The 12,751-nt window shown below is 70.8% G+C and carries 10 protein-coding genes; 9 read left to right on the top strand and 1 reads right to left on the bottom strand.

Features of this window, described 5'->3' with window-relative positions; genetic code table 11:
• Positions 1–48 precede the first annotated feature (48 nt).
• From U5C87_RS03715 to U5C87_RS03705, 3 genes are all read left to right on the top strand, one after another.
• The gene (locus tag U5C87_RS03715; RefSeq protein ID WP_330475299.1) at positions 49–1,401 is read left to right on the top strand and encodes an FAD-dependent oxidoreductase; all 1,353 of its coding nucleotides are present in this window, start codon (positions 49–51) and stop codon (positions 1,399–1,401) included.
• A gap of 78 nt (positions 1,402–1,479) precedes the next feature.
• Positions 1,480–3,846: a glycoside hydrolase family 31 protein gene (locus U5C87_RS03710; RefSeq protein ID WP_330475298.1), complete on the top strand. Its 2,367-nt coding sequence runs from the start codon at positions 1,480–1,482 to the stop codon at positions 3,844–3,846.
• 126 nt (positions 3,847–3,972) lie between these two features.
• Entirely contained in the window at positions 3,973–4,977 is a 1,005-nt protein-coding gene (locus U5C87_RS03705) for a cation diffusion facilitator family transporter (RefSeq protein WP_330475297.1), read from the top strand.
• A gap of 37 nt (positions 4,978–5,014) precedes the next feature.
• Here the strand turns inward: U5C87_RS03705 and U5C87_RS03700 are convergent, their stop codons facing one another.
• Positions 5,015–6,088: a sodium:calcium antiporter gene (locus U5C87_RS03700; RefSeq protein ID WP_330475296.1), complete on the bottom strand. Its 1,074-nt coding sequence runs from the start codon at positions 6,086–6,088 to the stop codon at positions 5,015–5,017.
• A 179-nt stretch (positions 6,089–6,267) separates the two neighbouring features.
• Between U5C87_RS03700 and U5C87_RS03695 the strand changes: the two genes are divergently transcribed.
• Genes U5C87_RS03695 through U5C87_RS03670 form a run of 6 tightly spaced genes read left to right on the top strand, consistent with a single transcriptional unit; the run spans position 6,268 to position 12,624 of the window.
• Positions 6,268–7,032, top strand: a complete 765-nt coding sequence (locus U5C87_RS03695) for a DeoR/GlpR family DNA-binding transcription regulator (RefSeq protein ID WP_330475295.1) — start codon at positions 6,268–6,270, stop codon at positions 7,030–7,032.
• Between the two features lie 53 nt (positions 7,033–7,085).
• Entirely contained in the window at positions 7,086–8,513 is a 1,428-nt protein-coding gene (locus U5C87_RS03690) for a sugar ABC transporter substrate-binding protein (RefSeq protein WP_330475294.1), read from the top strand.
• 43 nt (positions 8,514–8,556) lie between these two features.
• On the top strand, positions 8,557–9,438 hold the full coding sequence (locus U5C87_RS03685) for a carbohydrate ABC transporter permease (protein WP_330475293.1): 882 nt from the start codon (positions 8,557–8,559) through the stop codon (positions 9,436–9,438).
• Between the two features lie 26 nt (positions 9,439–9,464).
• Positions 9,465–10,298, top strand: coding sequence for a carbohydrate ABC transporter permease (locus tag U5C87_RS03680; RefSeq protein ID WP_330475292.1), 834 nt, complete (start codon positions 9,465–9,467; stop codon positions 10,296–10,298).
• Entirely contained in the window at positions 10,298–11,377 is a 1,080-nt protein-coding gene (locus U5C87_RS03675) for an ABC transporter ATP-binding protein (protein WP_330475291.1), read from the top strand. Before U5C87_RS03680 ends, U5C87_RS03675 begins: the two co-directional genes overlap by 1 nt.
• Positions 11,374–12,624 carry a CehA/McbA family metallohydrolase gene (locus tag U5C87_RS03670; RefSeq protein WP_330475290.1) on the top strand — a complete coding sequence of 417 codons (1,251 nt, stop codon included), beginning with the start codon at positions 11,374–11,376 and terminating at the stop codon, positions 12,622–12,624. The genes U5C87_RS03675 and U5C87_RS03670 overlap by 4 nt, the downstream gene beginning before the upstream one ends.
• Positions 12,625–12,751: the final 127 nt, after the last annotated feature.

Raw genomic sequence — 12,751 nt, 5'->3', positions numbered from 1 at the left:
GTCCGTGAGCGAGATGGTGGCGTGTCCGTCGGCGAGATGAGGTAGCCCATGACGGGTGGACGTGCGGGTCGGGTCGTCGTCGTGGGCGGCAGCATGGCCGGGCTGCTCACGGCGCGCGCGCTGGCCGACCACGCCGAGTCGGTCGTCGTGCTCGAGCGCGACCACCTGCCCGACGCCGTCGCGCCGAGGGCGCGCGTGCCCCAGGGCCGGCACCTGCACGCGCTGCTGTCGGCGGGCCTGGACCTGCTGCGCGACTGGTTCCCGGGCATCGAGGAGGAGCTCGAGGGCCACGGCGCCGTCCGGATCGACGGCGAGTCCTCATGGGTCCACCAGGGTGGCGCCTACCGGGCGCGCGGCTACTGGGGACGCCCGGGTCTGGGGATGACCCGGCCCCTGCTCGAGCACGTCGTCCGGGGCCGGGTGGCTGCGCTGCCCCAGGTCACGCTCGAGGACGGCGTCACCGTGGAACGCGTGTCTCTCGACGGGCGTCGCGTCACGGGGGTGGTGGTCGACGGGCAGACACGCCCCGCGGAGCTCGTCGTCGACTGCTCGGGACGCAGCTCACGCATCGCCCATGAGCTCGCGGCATCCGGAGTCCTCGACCCACCGACGACGCGCGTCGGCATCGACATCGGCTACACCTCCTTCTTCCTGCGCCGCTCACCCGGCGACTTCGAGGGGCTGCTCCTGCTCAGCATCGAGAACCCGGGCTCCTTCCGCGGCGGGGCCGTCGTGCCGGTCGAGGGGGATCGCTGGCAGGTGACGCTCTCGGGCGTCCACGGCGACGTGCCTCCCGCGACCGACCCCGAGATCCGGGACTACGCCGCGACCCTGTCCTCACCGGCGATCGCCCAGCTCATCGCGCACTGCGAGCGGGTCTCCGACATCGAGGTCTACCGCTTCCCGTCGAGCCAGCGTCGGCACCACGAGAAGGTGGCCGCCCTGCCGCCCGGTCTCGTCACGCTCGGCGACGCCGCCAGCAGCTTCGACCCGATCTACGGGCAGGGGATGACGTCCGCGGCGTTGCAGGCCGCCGCGCTGGGCGACGTCGCGGGTGGGGTCGGTGTGCTGGCTGACGATCTGCCGAAGCGCTTCCACCGCAAGGCTGCTCGCATCATCGACGCGCCGTGGCGCATCGCCGTGGGTGGCGACTTCGGGCACCCTGCCACGGTGGGCGAGCGACCCTTCGGCACCGGCTGGCTCAACGGCTACACGAAGCGGGTCATCCACGCGGCGCACACGTCCCTGCCCGTCGCGCGCACCTTCAACCGCGTGCTCCAGCTGGCCGACCCGCCGCCGACCCTCGTGCGCCCCGACGTTGTCGCGCGCGTGCTCCTGGCGTCCCGGCATTCTCCGGTCGCGACGGGCGCCGAGGTGCGCCACCCCCGCGTCGGCGCCTGACATCCGCCTGACGCCGGCCTGACACACGGCGGGCGGGCGCCTGTCGTCAGCGGGCCCGGTCTTTGACAGGGTGGTCGCATGAGGACCGACCACTTCATCCGATTCGAGCGTGTCGACTCCGTCGAGGAGGCCGAGCACGGGCTGCTGGCGCGGTTGCACGGTGAGCTGCTGCGCATCGACGCGGTGCGCCCCGACGTCGTGCGCATCCAGCTGAGCCGGGGCGGGTCCTTCGACCCCAAGCCGACGTATGCCGTGTGCGTCGACCCGCTCGCGACCGACCTCGACGGGCCGGTGACGTGGCGGACCGAGCGTGAGGACGTGGACGGCGAGGACGTGTGGCGGCTCGTGACGGACGAGCTCGTCGTGACGCTGTGGCTCGACCCGTTCCGCATCGACGTGCACCGCACCGACGGCTCGGTCGTCCTCGAGTCGACCCCGGACGCCGAGGGCCGCTACTGGACCTACGCGACGCTCAACGACGCGTGGACGACGCGGCGCCGGATCGGCCGAGACGACGCGATCTACGGCCTCGGCGAGAAGGGCGGTCACCACAACCGTCGCGGTCGCGACTTCACGATGTGGAACACCGACGTGCTCAACGAGCACGCGACGGCCGAGTTCCGGGCCGGCCTGGCGGCGGACGACCCGCGCGCCGACATGTCGAGCACCGAGTTCGACCCGTACTACGTGACGATCCCCTTCTTCTACCAGCGCGACGCCGAGACCGGTTCTGCGGTGGGCTCGTTCGTCGACAACGGCTACCGGGGGGAGTACGAGTTCAGCCGCGACGACGAGTACCGCGTCACCTTCCACGGCGGGCAGTGGACCGAGTACGTCTTCGGCGGACCGTCGATGGCGAGCATCCTCGAGCGCTACACGTGGCTGACGGGTCGGGCGTCGCTGCCGCCGATCTGGGCGCTGGGCTACCACCACTGCCGGTGGCACGCCTACAAGCAGCAGGACATCGAGGTCATCGCGAGGCGCTACCGCGACGACGAGTTCCCTTGTGACGCAATCTGGCTCGACATCGACTACATGGACGGCTACCGCGTCTTCACGTGGGACTCCGAGCGCTACCCCGACCCGGCCGGCATGCTCAAGGGCCTGGCCAACCAGGGCTACCGCGCGATCTCGATCGTCGACCCCGGCGTCAAGCACGACCCCGGCTATGCCGTCTACGACGACGGGCTCGAGAAGGACGTCTTCTGCCGCACCGAGGGTGGCGACACCTACGTCGGGCAGGTCTGGCCGGGCAACACCGTCTTCCCCGACTTCGCGACGCCCGAGGCTCGCTCGTGGTGGGGCGCGCTCAACGCCAAGCACGTCGAGTCGGGCCTGGCCGGCATCTGGAACGACATGAACGAGCCGGCGACCGGCGAGATCCCCTCTCACACCATGCTGTTCGACAAGGGTCGCGCCTCGCACGACCGCTTCCACAACCAGTACGCGCTGCTCATGGCGATGGGCACCATCGAGGGGCTCAAGGCCGCCCGCCCGCAGGACCGCACCTTCATCCTGTCCCGCGCCGGCTTCGCCGGGATCCAGCGCTACGCCGCGAACTGGATGGGCGACAACCAGGCCCGCTGGGACCACCTCTGGGTCAGCATGCCGATGGCGTGCGGCTTCGGCCTGTCGGGCCAGCCCTTCGTCGGCGCCGACATCGGCGGCTTCCAGGGCGACACGAACCCCGAGCTGTTCCTGCGCTGGATGCAGATGGGGGCGCTGACCCCCTTCTGCCGCAACCACTCCGAGACCGACAACATCGACCAGTACCCGTGGTCGTTCGGTCCCGAGATCCACGACCTGGCCCGTGAGGCGGTGCGCCTGCGCTACCGGCTGCTGCCCTACATCTACTCCGCCTTCGTCCGGGCGAGCGAGACGGGCGAGCCCGTGCAGCGCCCGCTCGTCCTCGACCACCAGGGCGACCCGCAGGTCGTGGACATCGACGACCAGTACCTTTTCGGTCGCGACCTGCTCGTCGCACCGGTCACCGAGCAGGGGCAGACCTCGCGCAGCGTCTACCTCCCCGAGGGCGACTGGTACGACTGGCACACCGGCGAGCTGCACCCCGGCGGCCAGCGGATCACCGTGGAGACGCCGCTCGAGCGCATCCCGCTCTACGCCCGCGCCGGCGCCGCGATCCCGATGTGGGCCGAGGCGCCCGCCTCGACTGCCGGCCATCACCCCGAGAGCGTCGAGCTGCACGTCTTCGACCCGGTCGTCGACGGCCGCTGGGAGTCCCTCCTCGTCGAGGACGACGGCCTGACCGTCGTCGCCGAGGGCGCGGGGTCGAGTGCTGACGCTGCCGAGCCCGAGCGCCTGACGACCACCGTCGTCGTCACCCGCGCCGGCGGCGACGTCACGGTCGAGCACGAGACCACCGGACGGGGATATGCCGGCCACGCGCGGACCCGCTTGGACGTCGTGCGCCACGCCCCGGCGTGAACGGGGCGGTCGCTGGGACGGGCCGAACGGCATACGCCCCCATCGGGTATGCCGTTCGGGATGTCCCGCTCGAGCGCCACCCGGCGCCCCTTGAGCGGGTGACCCCCGGACGGAAGATTGACGAGCATGGCTGACACGGCGGAGCACGAGCAGGGCCAGAAGAGCGAGAGCCTCACCACCGTCCTCATCGCGCTGGCGGCCAACACGCTCATCGCGATCGCGAAGTCGGTAGTCGCCGTCATCACCGGCTCGGCCTCGATGGTCGCCGAGGCGGCGCACTCGTGGGCCGACGCCGGCAACGAGATCTTCCTGCTCACGGCAGAGCGTCGCGCGGCCAAGCCGCGCGACGCGACGCACCCGTTCGGCTACGGGCGCGAGGCGTACGTCTGGTCGATGTTCGCGGCCTTCGGCCTCTTCGGCGCAGGCGCGGTCGTGTCGGTGTGGCACGGCATCTCGGTGCTCGGGCACGAGGAGCCGGAGACGTCGTACACGTGGGCGTATGCCGTGCTCGCCATCGCCTTCGTGCTCGAGAGCGTCTCGTTCGTGCAGGCCACGCGGCAGACCCGGTCCGAGGCCAGGGCGCGCGGGCTGCGGCCGCTGAAGTTCATCGCCAACACCTCGAACCCGACGCTGCGCGCGGTCTTCGCCGAGGACGCCGCGGCGCTCGTCGGCCTGCTCATCGCCGGCATCGGGATCTTCCTGCACCAGGTCACCGGCAACGCGGTGTGGGACGCGGTCGGCTCGATCCTCGTCGGCCTGCTGCTCGGCGTCGTCGCGATCTTCCTCATCGGGCGCAACCGCGACTACCTCGTCGGCCAGGCCGTGCGGCCCGAGCTGTGGCGCCAGGCCTACGACGAGCTCAACGGCAGCGACGAGGTGGAGCGCGTGACGTTCCTGCACCTCGAGTTCGTCGGGCCGGGGCGCGTCTTCCTCGTCGCCGCCGTCGACCTGACCGGCGACGACACCGAGTCGCGCTTGGCCGGCCGGCTGGCCGAGCTGGGCCGGTTGATCGAGGAGCGCGAGCTCGTCGAGCGGGCCATGATCACGCTGTCGCGCAGCGACGCCCCGACGCTCGACCCCGACGAGTCCGCGACGCCGGCGACCCGCCCGGCCGGCGGGCGCATGTCCTGACGCGCCGCCGCGGCCTGAGGAGGCCGGGACCAGGGCGCTACTGGGGCAGGAAGACCAGCCCGACGACACCGAGGGCGTAGAGCGCGAGCACGGCGATGCTGTCGATCCCGAGGCGGGCGTGCTCCTTGGCCGGCCGGAAGACGAGGCCGCCCATGTAGACGATGGTCAGCAGCGCGGCGAGTCCGGTGAGGTAGATGTCGGCAGAGTGCGCGTTGGGCAGGACCGCCTTGCCGGAGACGAGGACCGCGAGCAGGAACAGCACGGGCAGGAAGGCGTTGCCGCCGAAGATGTCACCGAAGGCGAGCTTGTAGTCCCCCTGCCGGGTCGCCGTGAGCCCGGTGCTGAGCTCCGGGAGCGAGGTGGCGGCCGCCAGGACGGTGGCGCCGAACAGCGCCCCGGAGAGCCCCACCTGTTCGGCGGCCGCGGACCCGCTCTCCTCGGCGAGCGCGCCGGCGATGAGGGTGGCGAGGGCTGCGGCGCCGAAGACGAGGACGACCCGCGTGGTGCTGACGCCTCGTCGGTTCGCCTCGTCCGAGCGGGCCTTCTTCGAGTGCCCGCGGGGTTTCGGCTGGCTGTCGGGCGCCTCACCGCTGTTCGACCACGGCAGCCTCGACCCGGCCCGCTGCGTGAGCATCAGGCCGACCACCCAGACCACCGCGATGAGCACGACGTCTGGCGAGAGCCGGGCAACGACGAGGTCCTTGGGCAGCTGGGTGCCCATGACGACGACCACGAGGACCGCGAGCACGATCGCGCCCTCGATGACGAGCACGAGGCTCGCGGCCTGGTAGGTCAACGGCCGTCGCTCGCGCACGCCGAAGGCGTCGAGGGCGACGAGCACCACGGTCTGGATCGCGATGCCGCCGAGGATGTTGCTCACCGCGACATCGAGGTGGCCGCTCGCGGCGGCGCTGTAGGTGATGGCGATCTCGGGAAGGTTGGTCGCGACGGCGAGCAGGATGAGCCCCCCGAGCGCCTGCCCGAGGTGGAGGCGGTCGGCGAGGATGTCGGTGTAGTTCGACAGCGGGATCCCGGCACCCCAGATGACACCGGCGCTGGCGACGAAGACGAGGAGCTCGGCCCAGAGTGGCAGGTGAGGTAGCAGGTTCACCTGGCCACCGTAGGGACAGACCTTGACAACAACCTCAAAGCCCGCGTATTTCGCATGCGCACCGTGCGCGGGGTAGTCAGGTCCGTGTGCGGGCCGGGTAGAGCCGCCGCAGGTAAAGAAACGCGCATCGGACGCGCAACAACGCGCATTTCCGCTCATTCATGTGTCACTGTGCTTGGGTGCGCTACGCGCGGCATCGGGCCATCACCGACGAGCTACGAGACGGGGCCGTCTCCGTGCAGGACCTCGTCGCGCGTCTGGGCGTCTCGGCCGCGACCATCCGCCGTGACCTCGCCGAGCTCTCCGACGCCGGCCTCGTACGCCGCGTGCACGGGGGCGCTGCGCCGCTGACCGTCGCCGACGTGCCGGCCGAGGTGGACCGTCCCTACGAGGAGGTCGCCGACGACGCCGCGGCGGACAAGCAGGCCATCGCCCGGCGGGCGGCCGAGCTCGTGCGCGACGGCGACACGATCCTGCTCGACATCGGCACGACCACGGGAGCCCTGGCCCACGAGCTCAAGGGCCGCTCCATCACCGTCATCACGCCCAGCCTCGCCGTGCTCGACGCGTTGAGAGGCGACCCGGCCGTCGACATCGTGCTGCTCGGTGGTGCGCTGCGGCGCTCGTACCACTCGCTCGTCGGGCCGCTCACCGAGGAGGCGCTGCGCCGGGTGCGCGCGTCGACCGTCTTCCTCGGCACGAGCGGCGTCGACGCGCAGGGCTGGGTGCTCGACACGACCTCCGTCGAGGTGCCCACCAAGCGCCTCCTGCTCGAGGCCGGCGGACAGGTGGTCCTGCTCGCCGACCGCACGAAGTTCCCCGGCCAGGGCTCCATCCGCGTCTGCGACTTCGGCGCGGTGTCGACCCTCATCACCAACGCCGACGCCCAGCACCCGACCCTCGGGCTCGCCAGAGCCCACGGGACCGACGTCCTCCTCGCCTGACCCGCCCCACCGCTCTTGACCACCTTCCACCACCCCAGAGAAGGAGCTCACCGATGAAACCCACCACGACCCCCGGTGTCCGCAAGCGCGTGCTGGCCGTCGTCGCGACGTCGCTCGCCCTCGTCGGGGCCGCGGCCTGCGACCGCAGCTCCTCCGCCGGGACCAGCCCCTCGCAGAACGCCGGCGCCAAGGACGTGACGCTGACGATCACGTCCAACTCCATCGCCGGCGGCAAGAACGCCGACGAGGCCGACTGGTACGCCAAGTACGTCATCCCGACCTTCACCAAGCAGCAGAAGGCCAAGGGCGTCAACGTCACGCTGACCTTCCAGCCCTCGGGTGTCGACGACGAGCAGTACAAGACCAAGGTCGCGCTCGACCTCAAGAGCAAGGCCGGCGCCGACGTCATGGCGCTCGACGGGATCTGGGTCGGCGAGTTCGCTCAGGCCGGCTACCTCAAGCCGCTCAGCGACGTCGCGGGCGCCGGCGTGACGTCGTGGGAGGGCTGGTCGCAGATCCCCAAGGCCGTGCAGGCCAACGTCTCCTTCGAGGACAAGACGTACGGCATCCCGGCCGGCACCGACGGTCGCGTCCTCTACTTCAACAAGAAGCTCTTCGCCCAAGCGGGCCTGCCCGCTGACTGGCAGCCGAAGTCGTGGCAGGACATCATCGACGCCGGCACGAAGCTCAAGTCGATCTCGGGTGTCGACCCCATCCAGATCAACGCCGGCACGGCCATGGGCGAGGCGACGACCATGCAGGGCGTGCTGCCGCTGCTCGTCGGCGCCGGCTCGGAGATCTACGCGGACGGCAAGTGGCAGGGCGACACCAAGGCCGTGCGCGACGTGCTGACCTTCTACAAGCAGCTGCTCGACCAGGGCCTGGAGAACAAGAACTTCCAGCAGGCGGCCAAGGGCCGGGACCAGTCCTTCGCAGCCTTCGCCGAGGGCAAGGTGGGCATCCTGCTCGAGGGTGACTACTTCTGGCGCTCGGTCATCAACCCCGACAACGGCGATGCCCCGATGGCCTCGCGCAACACCGACGTCGGCTGGGCGTTCATCCCCGCCCGCGAGCCGGGCAGCGGCGTGGGCGGCAGCAACGAGGTCTCGATGTCGGGCGGTGGCGGCTACTTCCTCAACCCGAACACGAAGTACCCGCAGCAGGCGTGGGAGCTGCTCCAGTTCATCGGCTCCCCGGACGCCATCAACGCCCTGCTCCACGGCTCGGCGAAGATCACCGCCCGCCAGGACGTCAACGCGCAGGTCCTCTCCAAGGACCCGTTCCTGTCGTTCGTGTCGCAGAAGGTGCTGCCGGTGACGCACTACCGTCCTGGCCTCGCGGTCTACCCGCAGGTCTCGCAGGCGCTGCAGCAGGCCACCGCCGACATCGTGTCGGGCAAGAGCGTCGAGGAGGCAGCAAAGGCCTACGGGGCCGCGGTCGAGAAGGCCGTCGGCGGCGCCGACAAGGTGTCGTCATCGTGATGACGTCCGGGCACCTGCCCCTGCAGGGGGAGGCAGGTGCCCGGTGACCGTCACGTCCGTGGACGCGGCGGGACTGGGGCGCCGGCGCGCCGTGGGGCTCGTCGCGCCGGCGCTCATCCTCGTCACGGCCTTCCTCGTCGTGCCCGCGGTGTGGACGGTCTACCTCGGCATGACCGACTACCGGCTGACCGGCATCCAGGCGGCCAACCCGCAGTTCGTCGGGCTGGAGAACTTCAGGGCGGCCATCGTCGACCCGGACTTCCGCAACTCGCTGTGGCTGACGCTGCTCTTCGTGCTCGGCTCGGCGATCATCGGCCAGACGGTCGCCGGCTTCGCCCTCGCCTGGACCCTGCGCAGCGTGCCGCGCCTCGTGCGCGGCGGGGTCGAGGCGCTCGTGCTGCTGGCGTGGATCCTGCCGAGCTCGATCGTCGCGTTCCTCTGGGTGGCCTACCTCTCCGGTGACGGCGGCACGCTCAACGCGGTGCTCCAGACCGCCGGCACCGAGTGGCTGCTCGAGCACCCGATGGCCTCGATCATCGTCTTCAACACCTGGCGTGGCACTGCCTTCTCGATGCTGCTTTTCTCCGCCGCCCTGGGCGCCGTGCCGCCGTCGCAGCTCGAGTCGGCCCGGCTCGCGGGGGCCGGCACGTTCGCCCAGCTGCGGGACGTCGTGCTGCCGCACATCCGGGGACACGTGCTGACCAACACCCTGCTCATCAGCCTCTGGACCTTCAACGACTTCTCGCCCTACCTGCTGACCGCAGGCGGCCCGAACCACGCGAGCGAGACGCTGCCGGTCTTCATCTACAACAAGGCGCTCTACGGCGGCCAGCTCGGCTACGGCTCGGCGATCTCCTTCATCATGCTGCTCATCAACCTGATCATCGCGCTCTTCTACGTCCGCCTGCTCCGGGAGCGCCGATGAGCGCGCGGACGAGGACGAGGTCATCCGTGAGGGCGCCGATCCGGGCGCGATCGGTCGTCGGCCGCCTCGCGATCGTCGCGTTCGTCGCGGCTGCTGTCGCGTTCTGGGCGCTGCCGATGCTCTGGCTCGTGACGGCGCCCTTCGACGCCCACCCGGGCCTTGACGTCAGCTGGCCGGACTGGACGCTCGAGAACTTCCGCAAGCTCTCGGAGAACCCGTATGCGTTCTCCTCCCTCAAGAACTCCGTCTACCTCGCGGTGGGCACGATGGTCGGCGTGACCGCGATGGCGGCGCTCGCGGCATACTCCCTCTCCCGCGTGCGCATCCCGGGACGCAACACGATCCTCTACGGGCTGCTGCTGCTCAGCTCGATCGTCACGGGCACGGCGGCGATGGTGCCGATCTTCCAGCTGATGTTCGCGCTCAACCTCATCGACGACCGCTCAGGCGTCATCCTCGTGCTGACGGGCGGCCTTCTGCCAGCAGCGATCTTCATCCTCAAGGACTTCATGGACGCGACGCCCAAGTCCTACGAGGAGAGCGCCCGTGTCTTCGGCGCGACGCCACTGCAGGTGCTGCGCCACGTCGTGCTGCCCATCGTCCGACCCGGGCTCGCGACGATCGCGGTGTGGGCGCTCGTCAACGTGTGGAGCGACTTCCTCACCTCCTACATCCTGCTTCGCGACCCGACCAAGCTCCCGGCGGGCGTCGTCATGTACACCTTCTACTCCGAGGGCGGGCAGGCGAATCTGCCCCTCATCTCGGCGTTCTCGCTCGTCTACGCGCTGCCGGTCGTGGCGCTCTACCTGTTCGTCAACCGGCGCTACGGGTTCCGTTTCCATGGAGGCATCAAGAGCTGATGGCCAGCATCCACATCGACGGACTGACCAAGGTCTACCCGGGTGACGTCACCGCCATCGACGGCCTCGACCTCACCATCGAGGACGGCTCGTTCTTCGCGCTGCTCGGGCCGTCGGGCTGCGGCAAGACGACACTGCTGCGCACCATCGCGGGCCTCGAGGAGGCGACGGGCGGCTCGATCCGCATCGGCGACAGGGACGTCACGACGCTGTCGCCGGGGGAGCGCAACGTCGCCATGGTCTTCCAGGACTACGCGCTCTTCCCGCACATGAGCGTCACCGACAACATCGCCTACCCCTTGCGCATCAAGAAGGTCGGCCGCGCCGAGCGCGCCGCCAAGGCCGCCGAGACGGGTGAAGGTCTCGGGCTGTCGGCCCTCATGGACCGCCGGCCCGGCGAGCTCTCCGGCGGCCAGCAGCAGCGCGTGGCGCTCGCACGAGCCATGGCCTGCCAGCCCGACGTCTTCCTCCTCGACGAGCCGCTCTCCAACCTCGACGCACGCCTGCGGCTCGAGGCGCGCACCTTCCTCAAGCGGCTGCAGCGCGACCTCGACGTGACGACGGTCTTCGTCACGCACGACCAGAGCGAGGCGCTCGCCATGGCCGACCAGATCGCCGTCATGGAGGCCGGGCGCATCCGCCAGCTCGGCACGCCGTCGGAGATCTTCCGCCGTCCCGCCAACACGTTCGTCGCGAACTTCATCGGCTCCACGCCGATGAACATGCTGCCGGGCGAGCTGCGCGGCGGGAAGCTGAAGGTCGGCGACCGGGAGCCGGTCGACGCCGTCGACGCGGGCTGGGCGGCCCGAGACGCTCGTGACGGCGCCGTCACCGTGGCCTTCCGGCCGGAGTACGCGCGCGTCGACGAGGCCGGGTCGCTCGCCTTCGAGGGCGAGGTCGAGACGAGCGAGAACCTCGGCGCGAGCGTACTCGTCACCGCCCGTACGCCCGATGACCACCGCGTGCAGGCCGTCGTGCCAGAGGGATCCGAGCCCGAGCCGGGCACTGCGGTCCGCATCACGCCTGTGCCCGGACGGGTGCTCGTCTACGACGAGGACGGCGAGCTGCTCGCCTCATGACCTCACGCACGCTTCTGCACCTGCGCCGCGTCTGGCGCCCCGACGACCGCGCCGAGCAGCAGATCCGCGAGGTCGCCTTCGACGTGTCGAGCGAGGTCGGCGCGGTGGAGATCGAGATGACGTATGCCGCCAGGCCGGGTGCCGTGCTCGACCTCGGTCTCGTGGGTCCTCGGGGCTACGTCGGGTGGTCAGGTGGGGCACGTAGCCGTGTCGTCGTCTCACAGGGGTGGGCGACGCCGGGCTACGTGCCCCTGCCGGTGGAGGCGGGGACGTGGGCAGTTCTGGTCGGACTGCACCGCGTGCCTGCGGACGGCGTGGAGATGGAGCTCACGGTGCGGGTCGTCGACGGCGTGGTGGTGAACGAGCACCGCGCAGCCGAGCCAGGCGATCCTCCCGCCGTCGAGGCTTCGAACCGTTCGGGACGCCCGAGCCGTCAGGGCCGGCTGCCAGATCGGGACGGGATGCGCTGGCTCGCCGGCGACTTCCACTCGCACACCGTGCACTCCGACGGCGCTTTGTCGGTCGGTGGGCTGGCGGCTCTGGCGGCATCGCGGGGCCTGGACTTCCTCGCGGTCACCGACCACAACACGACGAGTCATCACGCGCACCTCCCGCACGCAGCACACGCGTACGGCATCGTGCTCGTGCCTGGGCAGGAGGTGACGCGGGACGTCGGCCACGCCAACGTGCTCGGCGACGTCGGGCTTGTCGACTTCCGCAGCGCGCCGGAGACGTGGGCGTCACAGGCTGAGAGCCGGGGCGGCGTGCTGTCGGTCAACCACCCGCTCGCGGCGGACTGCGCCTGGCTGCTGCCTGTCGGCGGCTCTCCTGCGCGTCCGGCCGTCGCGGAGGTGTGGCACTCGTCGTGGGCGCAGGTGCCGACGTGGGGCGCGCCGCTCGCGTGGTGGCTCATGACTCCCGGCACGGTGCCCATCGGGGGGAGCGACTTCCACCAGCACGGCCACGACGGACCGCCCGGCTCGCCGACGACGTGGGTGCTCGCCGACGGTGACGACGTTATCGGCGCCGTGCGAGCCGGACGGACTGCCGTCAGTGCGTCGGTCGACGGATCGGTCCTGGTCCGCGACGGCGACGAGCTCGTCGCCGTCGACGCGGGGGGGCTGCTGCTGACCGGGTCCGGTCGGGCGCGGCGTCGGGTGCTCGGTGACCGGTTCAGGGTGTCGGGGTGGGAGGGGCCGTGCTGGCTCGAGGACGAGGACCGGGTCGTCCACGCCCTCTGCGGCTGATGGGCCGCGCGGCCCACGGCTGATCGCCGAGCGGCCGATCGACGCCCAGCACACGCCCCGTCGCACGTCGAGTGCACAGTTCCCGACGCATCTTCGGAGGGATCCCGGCGTCGGGAAGTGGGCACTC

This window comes from Terrabacter sp. C0L_2, assembly GCF_036352015.1.
Taxonomy (GTDB): domain Bacteria; phylum Actinomycetota; class Actinomycetes; order Actinomycetales; family Dermatophilaceae; genus Terrabacter; species Terrabacter tumescens.
Note: the sequence above shows the minus strand (reverse complement) of the source record. Positions and strands in the feature narration are given on the sequence as shown.